Here is an 18,987-nt window from a genome sequence, read left to right on the forward strand (position 1 = left end):
TATCGCGCCGCGTTTGGGACGCGGAGGTCGCAGGTTCGAATCCTGCCACCCCGACTTAAAAAGGCCTGATGTTTCTGCATCAGGCTTTTTTGATATTTATACTTTTCTACATGAAATTGAGCTTGTTGTAAGTTATAGTCTAGTTATTCGACAGATTATATAGGAAATAAAAATATGTTTAATTATAGTATCTTAATCACTTAAATAAAGAAAGGAAAACAAATTATGCTAAATTGGAAAAATGTAATGCATTTTGCCGTAAAAGGAAATCCGGCGCCAGACCGTCGTGTGGAAAAAACGGAGGGTGAATGGAAAGAAATTTTAACCCCATCACAATTTAGAATTACAAGAAAAAAAGGCACTGAAGCTCCACATTCTGGAGAGTTGTGTAGTATTCATGATGCAGGAAAGTATAATTGTGTGTGTTGCGACGCCCCATTGTTCGATTCAACAATTAAATTTAATTCTGGTACGGGCTGGCCTAGCTTTACACAACCAATAAAGGAGAATGCCATTAAGTATGAAAAAGACAGCACTTTTGGTATGATTAGAGTAGAGGTTATGTGCAATACCTGCGATGGACATTTAGGACATGTTTTTCCAGATGGCCCAGAGCCAAGCGGATTGCGGTATTGTATAAATTCAGAATCAATGAAATTAAATAAGGAGGATTAAGAATGGGAAATAATAAATTAGAACTAGCAACAGTTGGTGGTGGATGTTTTTGGTGTGTAGAAGCCATATTTAGTCAATTAAAAGGAGTGGAAAAAGTGGTGTCTGGTTATACAGGAGGTACTGTGCCTGGTACACCTACATATAAAGAGGTTTGTTCTGGTTTAACAGGGCATGCTGAAGTTGTGCAAGTAACTTTTGACAATACTGTTATCTCTTATAATGATTTGTTAGAGGTTTTTATGACGAGTCATGACCCAACAACCTTAAACCGACAGGGCGCGGATGCAGGCACCCAATATCGCTCTGTAATCTATTATCATGATGAAGTTCAAAAGGAAATTGCAAAAGGTGTTTTAACGAATGTGACGGAGTACTATAATAATCCAATTGTGACGGAGCTAAGTCCTTTGGATAAGTTTCACGAGGCAGAAGATTACCACAAAGATTATTACGCCAATAATTCTGAACAAGGGTATTGTAGAGCAGTTATTGCACCCAAGTTGGCAAAACTTCGCCAAAAACATGCTGATAAAATAAAGTAGCATTAAAAATTAAGTTTAGTGTTTGTGCTGAGGGTTTTGCAATGCTAGAGAACTATCTAGTGTTGCAGAGCCTTTCAATGCCATTATTTCAACAAAAATTTAATTAAAAGAAAGGAAAAAGAATGACCAAAATAGAAGAGAAAACCGTTTTTAAAGCACCAGAGCTCAATGTAAAATTATGGGTAAATGCTGAAGGAAAAAGAACATCACCTATAAAACTAGCAGATTTTAAGGACAAATTTAAAGTGGTATATTGTTTTCAGAGTTGGTGCCCTGGTTGCCACAGTAAAGGATTGCCAGACTTAAAGAAAATGGTACATGCATTAGAAGATAATAGTAAGGTTGCCTTTTTTGCGATACAAACTGTTTTTGAGGGCAATGATGTTAATACTTATGAGAAAATGATAGAAACACAAAAACTGTACGATTTAAAAATTCCTTTTGGACATGATGCTGGAGGAATTGATTCTGGAGGAAAATCATATGTTATGAGAGATTTTCAAACAGGTGGCACTCCTTGGTTTATATTAATTGACCAATATAACAATGTGGTATTCAGTGATTTTCATTTGAACGTAGATGCTGCCATAAATGTATTAAAATCAATAAAATAGAATGTTGGCTATTCCTAAAATAAAGCTATATGGAGCAGAAGGTTGTCATAAAACGCGCTACTATCAATTGTTGTTAGAAGCGCGTAATCTTCCCTATGATTTTTTGGACGTAGAAGCTAATGAAGATTATGCGGAAGAATTACGGAGCTTGTATGAGAATAGAAAACTAAACTTTCCTACCATAACCATTGGCACAAAGAAATTAAGAAACCCTGCTAAAGACGACTTGTATAAGTGGATTAATAAATTGATACCACAAGTTTTAGAATTGGTTCATGATAAGGAAAACAATAGATTTACTTTAGATATAAATGGAGAACTGGGAAAAGTTGATTATTCAATAAAAAATAAAAAAATGTATTTGACACATTCAGAAGTACCCTATCAACTACGAGGAAAGGGTATTGGTAAAGTTTTGGTTGAAAAAGTGTTTGAGTATATTGAAGAAAATAAGATTAATGCGGTAGCCGTTTGTTCTTATATAAAAGCTGTGGCCAGTAGTAGTGAAAAATGGCGCAATATTATTGGCTAAAATGAATTGCAATTTGTAACTTTTAAAGAGTTAGGAGAATTTAAAATGAAACTTAATATAAACGACACATTTAATAAAGAACTACCAGCAGACCCTATTCTAGAAAATAGTAGAAGACAGGTAAAAGAAGCTTGTTATTCTTTTGTAACACCTAGAAAAACTGGAAACCCAGAAATGCTTCATGTTTCCCCTGAAATGCTTACTAATTTGGGGTTGACTAAAAATGATGCTGATTCTGAAGATTTTTTAAAGGTGTTTACAGGGAATGCAGTGCTACCCAATACAAAACCGTATGCCATGTGTTATGGAGGGCATCAATTTGGCAATTGGGCTGGGCAGTTAGGTGATGGTAGGGCCATTAATTTGGCGGAAGTTGAACATGATGGAAAACAATGGGCAATCCAGTTAAAAGGAGCGGGAGAGACCCCTTATTCTAGAACAGCAGATGGGTTGGCAGTCTTGCGTTCATCTATTAGAGAGTATTTATGTAGTGAAGCTATGTATCATTTGGGAGTGCCTACTACAAGAGCGTTATCGCTGGCTTTAACTGGTGATAAAGTATTAAGAGATGTTTTGTATGATGGGCATCCAGCTTATGAAAAAGGGGCCGTAGTATGTAGAGTTGCACCTTCTTTTATCCGATTTGGAAATTTTGAAATTCTTGCCTCAAGAGGAGATAGAAAAACATTGGAAACCTTACTTGGTTATACTTTAAAACATTTCTTTCCACATTTGGGAGCACCTTCAAAAGAAACTTATGTGCAATTTTTTAAAGAAGTGGTACAGCGAAGTTTAGAAATGGTAGTCCATTGGCAGCGTGTAGGCTTTGTACACGGGGTTATGAATACAGATAATATGTCTATCCTTGGACTTACTATAGATTATGGTCCTTATGGTTGGTTAGAAGGTTATGATAAGGGCTGGACACCTAATACAACCGATAGTCAGTATAAACGATATAAATATGGCAGTCAGCCTGAGATTGTATTGTGGAATTTATATCAACTTGCAAATGTTATATACTCTTTAATTGAAGAAGCAGATGAGTTAGAAGCCATTTTAGAAGCTTATAAAAAAGACTTTGCTGTGGCATATCACAAAATGATGAAGTCTAAATTGGGGTTGTTTGTTTATGACGATAAAGATGAACTATTAATTAGAGATTTGGAAGAGATTTTGTCATTGACAGAAACAGATATGACCTTGTTTTATAGAAATCTTGGTAAATTTGATAAGGAGAATCCTTTAGATGGATTAAATGTTGTTCAGGAAGCTTTTTATGTTTCTAAAGAGGTGGATGGAGAAATAAAGGAACGTTGGAATGAATGGTTCAATAGATATGCTATAAGATTAGGTAAAGATGCTTTAGAAGCTGATGAACGTTTAGAGAAAATGAATTTGGTAAACCCTAAATATGTGTTACGAAACTATATGGCACAATTGGCTATTGATGCTGCAGATAAGGGGGATTATTCAGTGATAGATGAGTTGTTTAATTTACTTAAAAAGCCTTATGACGAACAACCTAAAAATGAAGAATGGTTTGCTAAAAGACCAGAATGGGCAAGGCATAAGGTAGGTTGTTCCATGTTGTCCTGTAGTTCATAAATAACCGCTTTAGGAAAAATTCAAGAGTATTTATTTTTTTACTTCATAGAGCAATGGAAAAAATTTCCCGTTCATTTTTTTTCCTTTGGGGATTGCGGGGACCCCTTTTAAAAGCTCATCATTGGTATTGCTAATGGTGCCATCTGTAAATACATTTAAGACACAAGCTCTTCTGCTTTTTTCAGAAAGATTTTCATAAGATCCATGAACCATTAAAGGATGGTGAAATGTTGCATAGCCCTTTTTTAATTCTATGGGCACTGGTTTAAATTCTTCTTTTTGTTCTTTTGTTAAAGAGTCTAGCAAACCATTCATTTCGCCAGCAAGGACTGGTTTTTTTAGCAACCCCCACTTATGACTTTTAGGAATATAATGTAAACACCCATTCTCTTTGGATGAATCATCCAAACCTATCCAACAAGTTAAATGTTGCATGGCTATGGTTCTTGTCCAATAAGAATAATCTTGATGCCAAGCTACAACTCCTCCATGAAGTGCTGGTTTACAAAATAGTTGGTCATGCCAAAATCTTACCGACATATCTCCCAAAAGCTGACTTGCGGCCATAAGAAATGCAGGGTTCCAAAGTATATCATGAAAACCTTCTGTAATCCTCCAATGGCCAAGAGAATGAAAGAGCACTGAATTTTTATCGACAGATTCATTGGAATGAAATTCATAAAATAAATGGTTGGCAGGGTGCTTTGGGTCTTGTACCTCAGAAAGCTCTTTATTAAGTACATCTACCTGCCATTCCTCCAATAGTTTTATTCCAGATAAATGACCATATTCATTATAATAACTTATCTGTTCATCCGTCAATCGGTATTGCTCCCATTCTTCTTGAGTTTTAGGTTGATGAAAGATATTTGAAATAGGTGAATGTAGGTCTGCCAGGTCTTTTGCTTTATTCATAATGGTTGAATAATTGGTTGTTTCAATTTAAGAAATTCTATTGTAATCAACTTAAATATTTAAGATTTCTTTTAGATATGACTTTGTGCTAACATACTATTTTTACGTATCTTATGATGCTTAAATTATAACTCCTAAATAAATTATCCAACCAAAAACCATAGTACATGAAAAATGCTCTAAAAGAACTAATTGTTAAAAACAAACAGGAAGAAAGTCAATACAAAGCTAATAGACAAGCAGAAATTGATAATCCTAAAACGGAAAATAATCGTCGCCATTTTTTAAAGAAAACTGCTTTAGGAGGACTTGCCATGACCGGGATGATGGGTCTAACAATTGAAGACACTATGGCGCAAACCACTTCTAAGGTAAACAAATCGTCAGCACCTTCAGATTTAAAAATAACGGATATGCGTTATGCACTCACCAATGTTATGGGTGGTACGGCAATCATTCGTATTGACACCAATCAAGGAATCTACGGCTTGGGAGAAGTGCGTGATGCCGCCGATGTTCGCTATGCCTTGTTTTTGAAAAGTAGGATACTTGGAAAGAACCCATGTAACGTTGAGAAAATTTTTAAGAGCATAAAACAATTTGGAGGACCAGCAAGGCAAGCTGGTGGGGTTTGTGCTGTGGAAATGGCTTTGTGGGATTTATGTGGTAAAGCATACAATGTGCCAGCTTGGCAACTATTAGGAGGTAGATATAGAGATAAAATTAGATTGTACGCAGATACCCCAGAAGCTAGATCTCCCGAAGAGCAAAAAAAGTTAATTGAATTTAGAACCAAAGAGCAAGGTTATACATGGTTAAAAATGGATGTATCCATTGGTGAACTTAGAGGGAAACCTGGAACGGTTGTAAACGGAGAATTTTGGAAAGACTCCAATGGAAGATTATCTCAATGGGGAGACCAAGATAATTATATGTCTTATGCCAATACCATGCACCCTTTTACCCAAGTTCAAATTACAGATAAGGGGTTAGAGGAATTAGCGAACATTGTAGAAAATGTACGCAATATGGTTGGGTATGAAATTCCAATATCTACAGACCATTATGGTCATTTTGATTTGAATAATGGTATCCGATTGGCCAGAGCTTTAGAGAAGTATAGATTGGCATGGTTTGAGGATATGGTGCCATGGCAGTATACGGAACAGTGGAAAACAATTACCAACGCCATAGAAACACCCACTACTACTGGGGAAGATATTTACTTGCTTAAGGACTTTAAACCTTTGATACATGAAAGGGCAGTAGATATTATTCATCCAGATTTAGCATCATCTGGAGGATTGCTAGAGACCAAAAGAATAGCAGATTACGCAGAAGAGTTTGGAGTGGCTATGGCCATGCACCAAGCTGGTACCCCTGTTTCTTTTATGGCAAGTGTGCATTGTGCTGCCGCAACAGAAAATTTCTTGGCATTGGAACACCACTCGGTAGATTTGACCTGGTGGGAAGATTTGGTGACAATGGTTGATGGAAACAAGATGATAGACAAAGGTTTTGCACCAGTACCACTAACATCCCCTGGTTTGGGAATTGAGCTGAACGAAGATGTATTAAAAGAGCATTTAAGACCAAGTGATAAGAGCTATTTTAAGTCCACAGATGAATGGAACGAGAAACGCTCGCATGACAGAACATACAGCTAATCAACCTAAATAATAAATTAGAAAAAAATGAAAAAAGGATTAATACTTGCCGTGTTGACCATTCTGGTATGCGGTTTTTCTCAGGCTCAAAATGTAGGAGCCTCTCCAGATTATATTAAAACATTGACCTCTAATTGGGAAGGAGAACGTTTTCCCGATGGTAGACCCAAAGTTTCCGATGCTGTTTTAAAACGATTAAAAAAGATAAGAATCGAAGAGGCGTGGGGTTATTTACGACGAAAGGGATATCATAATCAATATGAAGGAAATTGGCAGATTATACATCCAGAAGAGGTTATGACAGGACGTGTGGTTACTGCCCAATACATGCCTTTAAGACCAGATTTTCAGCAAACAGTTAAACTTCAAGGAGCTAGCGAGAATAGAGATACAATTGGGGGAAGCAATTCTTGGCCCATAGAAATTTTAAAACCTGGGGATATTTATGTGGCTGATGGTTATGGTAGAATTATAGATGGGACTTTAATAGGCTCCAATTTGGGAAATGCAATCTATGCCAATTCGCAGAACGGAGTTATTTTTGATGGTGGTATACGAGATTTAGGTGGACTGTTGGAAATAGAAGGGTTTAATGGTTGGTATAGGGGAGAGGACCCATCTTACCTACAACAACAAATGTTGAGTTCCATCAATGCGCCTATACGAATTGGTAGGGCTACTGTTTTACCAGGAGATGTAGTACTTGCCAATAGGCACGGAATCATATTTATACCCGCTAACTTTGTGGATGAATTGGTGTTAGATTCTGAAGTTGTCGCTTTAAGAGATGAGTTTGGTTTTCAGCGTTTAAAGGAAAAGAAGTATACAGCTGGACAAATAGACACGAGATGGACAGATGAAATTAAGGCTGATTTTATGAATTGGATAAAAAATTATTCAGACAGTAAATTACCAATGACACGTGCTGAACTGGACAATTATTTAAAATCTCATAACTACTAAATTAAAAGGGTAAAAAAAGAGAGGGGTTTATGACCTCTAATCTGAAAGGTTTTTTTACTTTTGCGCAAGATTTTTAAAAATCATTTTTTTTCTGAAAAGGAAAATGGTCGCATAGCTCAGCTGGATAGAGCATCTGCCTTCTAAGCAGACGGTCGCAGGTTCGAATCCTGCTGCGATCACCACAATTATTAAGTCTACATTTTTATGTAGACTTTTTTTATTCCTAAAAATGTGCAAAAAGCAATGTGTAGCCTGCTTTCTTCCTAAGAATCAGATTCTTTATTCACTAACAACCATTTAAAGTTTTTTTTGACTAGCTCCCAGAACGTATAATGCAGTTGGAAGCATTTTAATACGATGAAAAGCTAAAAAAACAGATTATTGGTAAAAACTTAACATACAAGAAAGGTAATTACACATATAAATTAATCTTATCACACAATAAAAGTAAGAAAAAGAGCACTTATAGTTGGATATTGCTCTTAGTTATAACCATTAACTAAACAATTTTCTATTATGATAAGTATTTATTTTACAGATAAAACTACTGATAGATATGTATCTAAGTGTCAGAAATGGCACCTTATTTTATTAATTGTGCTTTTGCCGATGTTTTTCTTTGGCCAAAATTTAAATGAGGAAAAAGGAGATAAGAATTACAATGCTTTGGCTTATGTTGATGCAATAAGAATATATGAAAATAACATCTTAGAAGGCTCCAATTCAGTTGAATTGTATAAGAATTTAGGCAATGCTTATTATTTTAATGCTGATTTGGCAAAGGCATCCAGTGCCTATTCAGAATTACATAGGTTACAGGAGAATTTAGAGCCAGAGATTTTGTTTAGATATTCACATGCACTAAAATCTGTAGGTAATTATACTAAGGCAGATGAAATGATGACGCTTTTTAATAGAAGCATGGAGAATGATAAAAGAGCTTCAATCTTCAGGTCTAATAAGGACTACATGTCAAGAATAAAGGAGCAATCTGGTAGATATACAATTGAAAGCTTTTCTTTAAATTCTTCAACATCAGATTTTGCACCTTCATTTTATGACCATGATTTGGTTTTTTCCTCTGCTAGAGATACAGGATTGATTGCTAAAACAATTCATAAATGGGATGAAAGCATGTTTAATGACCTTTATCTGGTTCCTAATGATAAAGAAGGAGATGCTAATGGGGAAACATATAAAATTTCAAAAAAAATCAATTCTAAATATGAAGAATCTACCACTTCTTTTACCAATGATGGTAGAACAGTATATTTTACCAGGAGTAATTTTGTTAAAGGCAAATTAAGCAAGGATGGTGATGGTGTTGTGAGGCTTAAAATTTTAAGAGCTACCCTAAACAAAAAAGATAAATGGGATAATGTTGAAGAGTTACCTTTCAATAATAACAACTATTCAGTTGCACACCCAGCTTTAAGCACTGACAATACAAAACTATATTTTTCATCAGATATGCCTGGTTCTTATGGTATGTCAGATGTTTATGTAGTAGATATATTACCAGATGGCACTTTTGGTGAACCTCAAAATTTAGGGGAACAAATTAATACTCCTGGGCGAGAAACATTTCCATTTATAAGTAAAAATGGTGACTTCTACTTTGCCTCCGATGCCTATTTGGGATTGGGTGGCTTGGATGTATTTGTTGCCAAATTGGAATCTCATAATAAAGTGGGGGCTATCTATAACATTGGCGAACCTATAAATAGCAGGTTCGATGATTTCTCTTTTATCATTGATGATGATAGTAGTAAAGGATATTTTGCTTCTAATAGAGAAGGAGGTTTGGGAAGTGATGATATCTATGCTTTTGTACAAGAAAAGCCGTTGGTTGTTAAAGAAATAATAGCAGGAACAGTAATAGATGCCAAAACAAGAGAGCTAATAGAAAATGCAGAAGTTTTTGTCCTGTTGGATAACAATATTGTAAAACAGGTGAAAACCAATGACCAAGGTCATTTTTCTTTTGGTGGGTTAAATAATACAGAACTATTCAATATAAAGGCAGCAAAAAAGGCTTATGTAGAATCTATGCCCCAACTATTAGTTGATATGGAAAAGCCAATCACAATTTATTTAAACCGTGAAGCCCAAATTGTAAACAGCGAAGACAATCTTCCAAAGAAACTACAAATTAATCCTATCTATTTTGATTTGGATAAATGGTATATAAGACAAGATGCTAAAACGGAATTAAATAAGGTATTGACCTATTTAAAGGAACATCCAACAGTACATATAATAATAGAATCCCATACAGACAGTAGGGCAAGTAAAGAATACAATAAAAATTTATCGGAAAATAGAGCAAAAGCTACTTTGGAGTATTTGGTAAGCAAAGGTATTTCTAGAGATAGATTACAGGCCAAAGGATATGGAGAGTCCAGGCTTAAAAATCATTGTGAAGATGGTGTGGATTGTTCCAAAGAAGAACATCAACTAAATAGAAGGTCAGAATTTATTATCAACTCAACGCACTCAAAATAAGAACAAAACATATGTTACTCACAGAATTCCCCCAACATATTCATAATATACAAGAGAGAGTAAAAAAATACTCTTTACGTTTTTATATGCTTGCAATTACAAGCATCACTTTTGCATTTACCAATCCTTCTATTGAGGATGTAGTAGAAGAATCAAAAGAGGGCTATGTAGAAAAAATACTTAGTAGCAACATTGCTGCCGTTGAGTCGTGTATTACATATACGGTACAAGGAACGTCAGGGAGTACAGCTACACCAATTTCCGCAAGCCTTACAGGCTGGACTCAATGGGGGGATCAAATCGGCTCTTTCCCAGTACAAAATAACTCTGGCGTATTGCAAGCTTCAGGGCCCTCGTCAGGTTCTATTGCTTCAAGAATGAACGACCATATTATAGTCAATGACAATACTTTTCAACCACAAAATGGAGCGTATGAGATATACGGTTCAGCTACTAATGTAATAAATGGCAGATGGCACCTAGGATTCGACAACACGGCACCTGCTTCGTGGTTGCAAAATAGTGGTAACAACATTCCCTATAATGCCAGTACTGCAGATGCTCAAATTGATATTGTAAACGGTGGAGCTGTCTATTACAGCGAAGCTTTGGGTACAGGTAGTTATAGTATCAAGACAGGTATAACAACCTCAGATATATTTGGTATGAGAGCATTGCCAAATGGAGATATAGAGGTATTGCTTAATGGTGTTGTTGTCTATACAGATATAGGTTCACTAGATTCAACCGAAGACTTCTATGTATATTTCAACCCGTATATAACTGCTTCAAACGGTATAGGCAATGCAGCAGTAAGCCCTGAACCTACCCCCACAGTTGTGTATACTAAACAACTAGACGGCTCATGGTTAGGTGATGATAGCTCAACCTACGCAAACGAAGCAGCCTTACTTTTGGCTAATCCAGATGCCGAAATTGATATAGACAGTGATTGTGACGGAGTGTCGGATACTATAGATTTAGACCACGACAACGATGGAATTTTAAACACGGATGAAGGATGTGTTGTTTCAGATTTTATAAATGGAGATTTTAGTTCTGGAACAGCAGATTGGACCCTCGTAGATGCAGGGGATGGTTTTTCACCTAGTATATTTTCTGGTGGGATGGATTTTAATGGGGGTGATCATGCTGCAGAAGGGGATTATGTAGAACAAGATGTTTTAACCTCTTTAGGAAATAATACAATTGCTTTTGAAATATCCGAAGTAGGTGGTGGTGCCTTTAGCCATACCATGCTTTTTGAAGTTTTGGATGAATCAGACAATGTTGTTTTTACGACAACAGAGGTTGTTAATGATGGGGAAGTACTGCCAATATCAGAAACCTTTTACACAGCAACAGAAGGTTTGTTTACGTATCGATTTACAAACCCAACATCTACAGGTACAGCTAGTTCAGATTTACTTTTAAAAGATGTTTCTTTAATCACATCACCTATATGTACTGTAGATACGGATGGTGATGGAGTTACGAATAATTTAGATTTTGATAGTGATAACGACGGTATTTATGATCTTTTAGAAGCTGGGGGTACAGATGCAGATAATAATGGTATTGCAGATGACCTTACCGATTTAGATGGTGATGGTCTTGCAGATATTTATGATGATTCTTGTATTCAAGGAACAGTAACAACAGGCAATGCAACAAGCGCATCGGTTTTTTCAGGATCTTTCGCAAACCCTACAAATGCTGAAGGAGCAACAGGTCTATCAGATACAGATTATGCTATTTCTGATGCAGGAGGAACATCTCGTCTTTTGTTGAATTTAGGTGCTGTAATTCCATCTGGCACAAATTTTATCGTTTACGTTGGGCATTCCAGTGGTTCTCAAAGTGGGCAGTTTCATTATTCTAATGCAGCGGGTGATGAAGTAGGTTATGTAGGTGAATTCTCGGTAGATAGTAATGATGGTCCTTTAGGTATATCATTTACTTCTAGTCAAGCTACGCAATATATTAGGGTAGGAGTTTATGGTATTAATATGCGTATTTATGGTATTGAATATTCATATGGTGCTACAGATTGTTCAGGAACAGCCCTTTCTGTAACAGAAACAACTTCTGGAACACCAGACTTTTTAAATACAGATTCTGATGCCGATAGTTGTAATGATGTAAAAGAAGCAGGTTTTACAGACGACAATAATGATGGAGAGTTGGATGGCTCTGGTTATGATGCTAATGGAGTTGTAACAGGTGGTAGTGATGGATATACAGGAACTACTAGTGCAGTTACAAATGCCAGTGATGCAGTTGCTTGTGCAATAGATGTAGATATAGATAATGATGGCATAACGAATACAGATGAAAGTGGAGGAGTAGATCCATTTACTGATACAGATATTGATGGTGTATACCTTTATTTAGATGATGATGATAATGATAATGGTGTTGGTGATACCAATAATGCTGTTCAATCAGCTTTTGATTTTGATGGCGATGGTGTTGCCAATTTTGAAGATTTAGATAGCGACAATGATGGTATTTATGATTTAGTTGAAGCAGGTGGAACAGATTCTGATACCAATGGTATTGCAGATGATTTAAGCGATTTGGATGGTGATGGTTTGCCAGATATTTACGATGGTTCATGTTCTTTATCAGGAACAGTAAATGCCAGCAACACAATTGTAACAACAGGTTCTATTACTGATGCAAATAATGCAACGGGCGCAACGGGATTATCTGATACGCTTTATGCATTAACAGGATCGGGAACTTCTCATTTGGTTTTAGATTTAGGTAGTGTTGTGCTAAGTGGTACTTCTATTTCGGTTTATTTAGGAAAAGAAGGTGGAGGGTCTCAATCAGGTCAATTCCATCATTCAGATATAAGTGGAGGTGATTCAGGGCAAATAGGAGGAAATTATACAGTTTCATCAGCAGGCCCAACAGAAACAGTAATTATAACAACAGCGGATACCCAATATATAAGAATATCTGCTTGGGGAGATAATGTTAGTATATATGGTATTGAATTTTCAGGCACTGCAACATGTTCTGGAACTGCATTACCAGTAACAGAAACCACTACTGGAACACCAGATTTTTTAAACCTAGATTCAGATGGAGACGGTTGTAGTGATGTTTTGGAAGCAGGTTTTACAGATGCCAATACCGATGGAGAAATAGATGGATCGGGCTATGATGCTAATGGAGTAGTAACAGGAAGTGATGGATATTCTGGAACAGCGGCAGCAGTAACAAACTCTGGTGTAAACTTATGTGCGGACAATGATAATGACGGTGTTTCAGATTACCTTGATTTGGATGATGATAATGACGGTATTTTGGATGCTGTTGAAAATGGATCTTGTGGAACAGCAGGGACTTTAACAAATACCTTGTTTGATGAAAATTTTGGGCAACAAACCGCTACGGCCAATAGCTCAGACTTACCAAGTTTAGGCTCTGGAGCAACTACAAACTATAACTATTATAGTGCCATAGAAGGTACCGTTCCTACTGGAGCAGGAACAGGTGCTTCGTCTCCTAATTATTCATTGCAAGATGGGTATTACACGGTTTTTGATAATCCGCAGGAAACAGCATCATGGGCAAGTGGTGTATGGCATAGCGGTGTAGGAGACCATACAGATGGTGGGACTCCATCTGGAGGAAGAATGTTAATGGTCAATGCAGGGGATCCCACTATTGGTGGAGTAGATGCTGAATTTTATAGAAGAACCTTATCAGGAGTTATAATTAATGCTCCAATTAATGTCTCTTTATGGATAATGAACATGGATGTTCAAACAGGAAGAAATGAACCAAACATTACAGTTAGATTCGAACAAAATGGCTCAATGGTCTACGAATTTTCTACAGGTAATATTCCCATTACATCACCAGATGGAAACTTTGCCGCATGGCAAGAGCATGTTAATCCATCCCTTTTTATTCCAACATCAGCAGACCCAATAGATTTAATACTAATAAACAATAGCGTAGGTGGTAATGGAAATGATTTAGCAATAGATGATATTTTGGTGACACAATCATTTTGCGATTCCGATAATGATACTATTCCAGATTATTTGGATTTAGATAGTGATGGTGATGGTTGTGTCGATGCTTTAGAAGGTGCGGGTGGTTTTACAACTTCCGATTTGGTAAACCCAGGTACCGATGATAGTTTAGGCGATACTGTGGATGCCAATGGTGTTCCAACTATTGCTTCAGGAGGCCAAGCAACTACAGCAGCAGTAACAAACAGTGCAATAACAACAGCTTGTGATATTGATACCGATGAGGACGGAGTCAATGATAATGTAGATTTAGATGATGACAACGATGGTATTTTAGATGCTACTGAAAATCATTCAACTGTTTCTTTAGCAGGGACGCTAGATATTTCGGGAGAGTTTTTTGTAGGTTCTGGGGTCTCACCGTCTGGGATAGTATTTAGTCCAGATGGTACGCAAATGTTCGTATCGGCTTATAATCAACCTTCTGGGGACATTGTAAGTGCTTATACATTGACTACTCCTTTTGATATTACAGGTGGAGTAACACCAGGGGCTACATTGGCACTTGATGTTTCAATTGGGACGCCACAAGATTTAAATTTTAGTACGGATGGGATGAACTTATACATTCCTAATTCAAGTGATAGTGCAATTCACCAATATACCTTAACTACTGCTTTTGATTTAACCACAGCGGTTCATGCTGGTTCGCATAGTACAGATGTAGATGCCACCCCACAGGAGTTAGTTTTAACGCCGATGGTACGCGCATGTTTGTACTTGGTTATGGCTCTGATGATATTGAGCAGTTTGATCTGGCCACACCTTGGGACATTACCAGCGGGGTTACAAAAGACGCAGGGAGTTTAGTTTTTTCTGGAAGTGCAGAGGCTAATCCAATTGGCATTGAGTTCAGTTCAACAGGAGAATTTCTTTATGTGACTGGTCCAGGTAATAGTGAAATAGAGCTATATGCGCTGACCACGCCTTGGGATGTTAGTACGGCTATTTTCTTAGGTGGCATTGTAGATGTATCTACGCAAGATACTACCCCTCGTGGTCTCTATATTAGCCCCGATGACATGATGCTATATATTGTAGGTTTTAGCAATACAATTTCGCAATACAATCTAAATATGGATGTTGATGATGATGGTATTATCAATAGTCTTGACACAGATTCTGATGGTGATGGTTGTTCTGATGCATATGAAGCAGGTGCAACAACTGACACCACAACCGATTTTGAATTTACCGGTGCGGTCGGTGTCAATGGATTAGCAGATTCGGTAGAAACAGCTGTAGATAGTGGTATAATAAACTATACATCGACCTATAACACCTTAGCCTTGGATGGTATTGATAGTTGTACGGATACAGATGGCGATAGTATTCCAGATTCTGTTGACCTTGATAATGATAACGATGGTATTTTAGATACTGTTGAGGGCTACTGTGGTGAGTCTTGGGAAATAACTTTCGAAACTGGTAATGAGGGTTGGGTTGAAGATAATAATAATGGAGGAGCTTTAGGCGCCTCATTAATCCATTCTTCTGCGTCATTAACAAGTCAAAATTGTCCTATGAATACTATACCGAGTTCACCTTTAGGTAACTTTGTAATGATGGACGATAATGAAACATTTAACATGTTCTTTGAAAGTCCAGATGATTTAAATGTCGATGTTGGTTTTGCATTAAATTCAGATTTATCTTTCTTTTGGATAAATGGTACTTATGATGGTACTGGAGGAAATGGAACTTCTGGTATGAATGTTATATTAAATGGCGGTGGTACATCTGTATCGTCTACATTTAATGGTTCTGGATTAGCAAATAATGGAATTTGGAATGAAATCATATTAACATTAGATGATGCTACATGGAGTGGTTCATTAGCAGATTTAACTACAGTACTTTCTGATTTAGATAGAATAGAAATTAGAGTGGAATCAATCTCTGGACGCGATTTTCCAAGTGGAGCAACATGTTCAAATGGAGAATACTTTGGACTTGATAATATTGCATTTGGTTGCCGACAACAAGATACAGATTTTGACGATATTCCAGATTACCTTGAAACAGATAGTGATGGAGATGGTTGTGCAGATGTTATTGAAGCAGGTCATTTAGATGCAGATAATGATGGCGAAGTAGATGGTTCAGGATATGATGCAAACGGTCAAGTAACTGGAGCAGCTACAGCTTATACAGGTACTAATGCTAATGCAACTACGGCAACACAAGTAACAGTTACAACAGTACCAACAAACCAAACAGAAAGTATAGGAGATTCAGCTGCATTTAGTGTGGTAGCAAGCGCAGATGCAGCCACAAGCTACACAACGGGAACACCAAATTATGGCACACCGGGAAATGTCAATGCGGGCATTAATTACCAATGGTATATTGGTGACCCAAATGCTGGAGGCACATTAATAGATGGTACCGATACTAATTACACAAATTTCTCAACTGCCACACTTAATATAGCAGATGTTACAGGATTGGATGGAACGGTTTATTATTCGGTAATCACCCATGATGATAACAATTGTATTAATGAAACAGAATCGGCTACACTGACTGTTCTGTCAGCAGACAATGATAACGATGGCGTACCGGATAGTGTAGATTTAGACGATGATAACGATGGTATTTTAGATGTTGATGAAGGTTTCATTTCACCATGTGAAAGTACTTTAGATTGGAATGCGCAGGCCTATTATGAGGTTCCAACAGGTTCTCAAGTGGGCGTTACCTTAAACCAAGATGTAGTAACAAGCGGTACAGTAAGTGCCGGTCATGATGACTACAATATTACTCAAGTTCAAGTAACCGAACTTGTAGGGGACTGGGGCGTTTATCTTCATGCAAATAATTTGATAAACCCTGTAAATAGTAATAACCCTGCAATTAATGATAAACTAACACTTAGTTTTACATTCGATTCGGCTCACACATATTCCTTTACCCATAATGACACACAACTAAACCCAGGAGAGCAGTACACTATTAATTTTGGAGTTAGCGGTAGTGCTATTGTCAGCGACCCAGATACTCAATTAAATATAGTAAGCAATACAGGAGGAAGTATTACTTTCAATGCCGTTTCAAGTATATTACCATTTGCTTCAACATGGTCAATTACATTACCAGAAGCTGTAAGTACGTTTGATTTTACAAGGCTGGATACAGCTTTGTTGGCAGGTTCTACAGGTAATGCAGCAGGTCAAATAAAAATAAGTGTAGCAGATATACAATGTACTCTAGATACGGATAGTGATGGCACAGATGACCACTTAGACACTGATTCTGACAGCGATGGTTGCCCTGATGCTCTAGAGGGTGATGCTGTACTAGCCTATTCGAATATCGTAAACCCAGGTACCGACGATAGTTTGGGTGATACCGTGGATGCTAATGGAATACCCACAGTGGCTGGCACAGGTCAAGCCGATGTTTCTTCAACAAATATAAATGTACAGGCTGCGGCATGCAGTTCTTGTGATGCAAACCATCCATTGTACGTTGACACAGACGGAGATAACGTTGGAGACTATTGTGATTTGGACAATGATAATGATGGTATTTTAGATTCAGATGAATTGAATTGCTCATCCTCATTTGAATTAGATTTTTCTAGTATTACTTATGCTTCGCCTAATTTAACAAATGTTGCCATAGTGGGCTCGCAAGCATTATTTGATGCGACAATTAACTCAACATCTACAGAAACAAGTAGGCCTTTTGGCACCAACACAGGAGAACTAAGTTTTGCCACAAGTTTGCAGGAAAATGTGAATATAGAATATGTTGAGTATACAATTAATTTTACAACACCTGTTATAATCCAGTTTGATCAAGCTGCTGCAAGCGGAAGATTTGATAGTGCTGAGTTTTGGACAATCTCATCTCCAGATGCTAACTTTACAGTCTTAGCACCGGTAATCAGTGATTCATATATAAATGATATAAATAATTTAGATGGAGATGGTGATCCTGATACAGGTCCGGAGTTAAGACGTATTACGGGAAATCAAACGAATTCAGTTTTAATTCAGCCGAATGTTAATGGAGGACATATCGATCCATCTAATTCGCAATGGAGTATTACTTCTAATGATTTTGTATCAAGTATAACAATAAGATTTACACAATCGGATGACTATGATTTACCTCCAGGATCTCCTTCTATTGGGAACCCTCAAAGAAGTGTTATAGACATAAATGTACTATGTGTTGCTCCTGATACAGATGATGATGGCACACCAGATTATTTAGATACAGATAGTGATAATGATGGTTGTGCAGACGCCATAGAGGGTGCAGGTAGTTTTACAAGTTCTGATTTGGTAAACCCTGGTACGGATGATAGTTTAGGTGATACTGTAGATGCCAATGGAATACCCCAAGTAGCAGGAACTGGTCAAGCAACTACTACGGCTGTAACTATTGGCGAAAGCATTTCGATTGATTCCATTACTCCAGATGTAAGTTCAGGAGTATGTGAAGGAAGTGATGTTACTTTTACCGCCAATGCAAGTGGAACAAGAGTTACAGATTTTTCTACCGACCCCGATACTACCGTTGCACTGGATCCAGATGTTGATATTAATTACCAATGGTATCAAAGCACTGATGGTGGGTCAAACTTTACAATACTATCTGGTGAAACAGCAAAAACTTTGGCATTGACCAATGTTCCAGCCCCTGTAATAGATATACAATATAAAATTATAATCACTAGTGTAAATAACAGTTGTCCAGAAGAAGCAACAGTCACTTTGCCTGCGTTGGATGCACCCACAGTCACAGCGACAGCAACCGCAACCACAATATGTGCAGGAGAGAGTGTGACCTTAACAGGAGGTGGCGCAACAAGCTATGTATGGGACAATGGCGTAACAGATAATGTATCCTTTACTCCAAGTACCACAACAACCTATACCGTAACAGGCACCGATGCCA

10 protein-coding genes, 1 tRNA gene and 1 pseudogene are annotated in these 18,987 nt (G+C 37.2%); 11 read left to right on the forward strand and 1 reads right to left on the reverse strand.

The window, feature by feature from the left end; translation table 11 throughout:
• The first annotated feature begins 225 nt into the window (after nucleotides 1–225).
• The 5 genes from msrB to AC000W_RS07845 all read left to right on the forward strand — a co-directional run bounded on the left by msrB (nucleotide 226) and on the right by AC000W_RS07845 (nucleotide 3,971).
• The gene (gene msrB, locus AC000W_RS07825; protein WP_474747370.1) at nucleotides 226–675 is read left to right on the forward strand and encodes a peptide-methionine (R)-S-oxide reductase MsrB; all 450 of its coding nucleotides are present in this window, start codon (nucleotides 226–228) and stop codon (nucleotides 673–675) included.
• Nucleotides 676–677: 2 nt separating this feature from the next.
• Nucleotides 678–1,217, forward strand: coding sequence for a peptide-methionine (S)-S-oxide reductase MsrA (gene msrA, locus AC000W_RS07830; protein WP_474747372.1), 540 nt, complete (start codon nucleotides 678–680; stop codon nucleotides 1,215–1,217).
• Nucleotides 1,218–1,339: 122 nt separating this feature from the next.
• Nucleotides 1,340–1,831 carry a peroxiredoxin family protein gene (locus AC000W_RS07835; protein WP_474747374.1) on the forward strand — a complete coding sequence of 164 codons (492 nt, stop codon included), beginning with the start codon at nucleotides 1,340–1,342 and terminating at the stop codon, nucleotides 1,829–1,831.
• 1 nt (nucleotide 1,832) lies between these two features.
• Nucleotides 1,833–2,363 carry an N-acetyltransferase gene (locus AC000W_RS07840; RefSeq protein ID WP_474747375.1) on the forward strand — a complete coding sequence of 177 codons (531 nt, stop codon included), beginning with the start codon at nucleotides 1,833–1,835 and terminating at the stop codon, nucleotides 2,361–2,363.
• Between the two features lie 45 nt (nucleotides 2,364–2,408).
• Complete coding sequence (locus tag AC000W_RS07845) at nucleotides 2,409–3,971, forward strand: protein adenylyltransferase SelO (RefSeq protein WP_474747377.1); 1,563 nt, start codon at nucleotides 2,409–2,411, stop codon at nucleotides 3,969–3,971.
• Between the two features lie 30 nt (nucleotides 3,972–4,001).
• Here the strand turns inward: AC000W_RS07845 and AC000W_RS07850 are convergent, their stop codons facing one another.
• Entirely contained in the window at nucleotides 4,002–4,886 is an 885-nt protein-coding gene (locus AC000W_RS07850; protein WP_474747378.1) for a phytanoyl-CoA dioxygenase family protein, read from the reverse strand.
• 167 nt (nucleotides 4,887–5,053) lie between these two features.
• Between AC000W_RS07850 and AC000W_RS07855 the strand changes: the two genes are divergently transcribed.
• From AC000W_RS07855 to AC000W_RS07880, 6 genes and pseudogenes are all read left to right on the forward strand, one after another.
• Nucleotides 5,054–6,553, forward strand: a complete 1,500-nt coding sequence (locus AC000W_RS07855) for a mandelate racemase/muconate lactonizing enzyme family protein (RefSeq protein ID WP_474747380.1) — start codon at nucleotides 5,054–5,056, stop codon at nucleotides 6,551–6,553.
• Nucleotides 6,554–6,580: 27 nt separating this feature from the next.
• On the forward strand, nucleotides 6,581–7,516 hold the full coding sequence (locus AC000W_RS07860; protein WP_474747381.1) for an RraA family protein: 936 nt from the start codon (nucleotides 6,581–6,583) through the stop codon (nucleotides 7,514–7,516).
• A gap of 105 nt (nucleotides 7,517–7,621) precedes the next feature.
• A tRNA-Arg gene (locus AC000W_RS07865) sits at nucleotides 7,622–7,698 on the forward strand.
• A 334-nt stretch (nucleotides 7,699–8,032) separates the two neighbouring features.
• The gene (locus AC000W_RS07870) at nucleotides 8,033–10,021 is read left to right on the forward strand and encodes an OmpA family protein (protein ID WP_474747382.1); all 1,989 of its coding nucleotides are present in this window, start codon (nucleotides 8,033–8,035) and stop codon (nucleotides 10,019–10,021) included.
• Nucleotides 10,022–10,107: 86 nt separating this feature from the next.
• Entirely contained in the window at nucleotides 10,108–14,886 is a 4,779-nt protein-coding gene (locus AC000W_RS07875; protein ID WP_474747384.1) for a beta strand repeat-containing protein, read from the forward strand.
• Nucleotides 14,787–18,987: pseudogene (locus tag AC000W_RS07880) on the forward strand (hypothetical protein); the annotation flags it as partial. The gene AC000W_RS07875 and the pseudogene AC000W_RS07880, both read left to right, overlap by 100 nt.

The organism is Saonia sp., assembly GCF_056326165.1.